The 1,191-nt window shown below is 51.7% G+C and carries 1 rRNA gene (only partly in view); it reads left to right on the top strand.

From position 1 onward, the window contains the following. Positions 1–1,191: ribosomal RNA gene (locus tag BLS16_RS22985) — 23S ribosomal RNA — on the top strand; its annotated part runs 1,129 nt beyond the window's last position; the annotation flags it as partial.

Below are 1,191 nucleotides of genomic sequence, written 5' to 3'. Positions count from 1 at the left end.
AAGTTACATGCTGTAGACCCGAAACCGTGTGATCTACCCATGGCCAGGGTGAAGGTGGGGTAAAACCTACTGGAGGCCCGAACTCACTGTCGTTGAAAAGGCAGGGGATGAGCTGTGGGTAGGGGTGAAATGCCAATCGAACACGGAGATAGCTGGTTCTCCCCGAAATAGCTTTAGGGCTAGCCTCAATTGATGATCGATGGCGGTAGAGCACTGAATAGGCTAGGGGCCTTACCAGGTTACCGAACCTTATCAAACTCCGAATGCCATCAGATTTAGATTGGGAGTCAGACTGTGGGGGATAAGCTTCATAGTCGAAAGGGAAACAGCCCAGACCATCAGCTAAGGTCCCCAAGTATACACTAAGTGGGAAAGGATGTGGAATTGCACAGACAACCAGGATGTTGGCTCAGAAGCAGCCACCATTTAAAGAGTGCGTAATAGCTCACTGGTCGAGTGGTTCTGCGCCGAAAATGTAACGGGGCTCAAGTGTATCACCGAAGCTATGGCTTGCAGTTTACTGCAGGGGTAGGGGAGCGTTCTATCAGCAGAGAAGTCAGACTGTAAGGTCTGGTGGAGTGGATAGAAGTGAGAATGCCGGTATGAGTATGCGAAAAGGAAGGTGAGAATCCTTCCCGCCGAAAATCTAAGGATTCCTGGGGAAGGCTCGTCCGCCCAGGGTAAGTCGGGACCTAAGCCGAGGCCGAAAGGCGTAGGTGATGGACAACTGGTTGAGATTCCAGTACCACCTAGAAATGTTTGAGCAATGGGGTGACACAGAAGGATAGGTTAAGCCAACCGTTGGTAGAGTTGGCCCAAGCGATGAAGGAGGTAGGGTAGGCAAATCCGCCCTGCGATACTCTGAGACGTGATGGGGAGCGAAAGTTAGTAGCGAAGTAACCGACTCCAAGCTGTCAAGAAAAACCTCTAGTGAGTGACTAGGTGCCCGTACCGTAAACCGACACAGGTAGATGGGGTGAGAATCCTAAGGCGCGCGAGAAAACCCTCGTTAAGGAACTCGGCAAAATAGCCCCGTAACTTCGGGAGAAGGGGCGCTCTTCGAAAGAAGAGCCGCAGAGAAATGGTCCAGGCGACTGTTTAACAAAAACACAGGTCCCTGCTAATCCGAAAGGAGATGTATAGGGGCTGACACCTGCCCGGTGCTGGAAGGTTAAGAGGAGAGGTTAGCCG

Origin of the sequence: Desulfosporosinus hippei DSM 8344 (assembly GCF_900100785.1) — a bacterium.
GTDB classification, from domain to species: Bacteria; Bacillota; Desulfitobacteriia; order Desulfitobacteriales; family Desulfitobacteriaceae; genus Desulfosporosinus; species Desulfosporosinus hippei.
The sequence above is the reverse complement of the archived record's forward strand: the minus strand, read 5'-3'. Positions and strand labels throughout refer to the sequence as shown.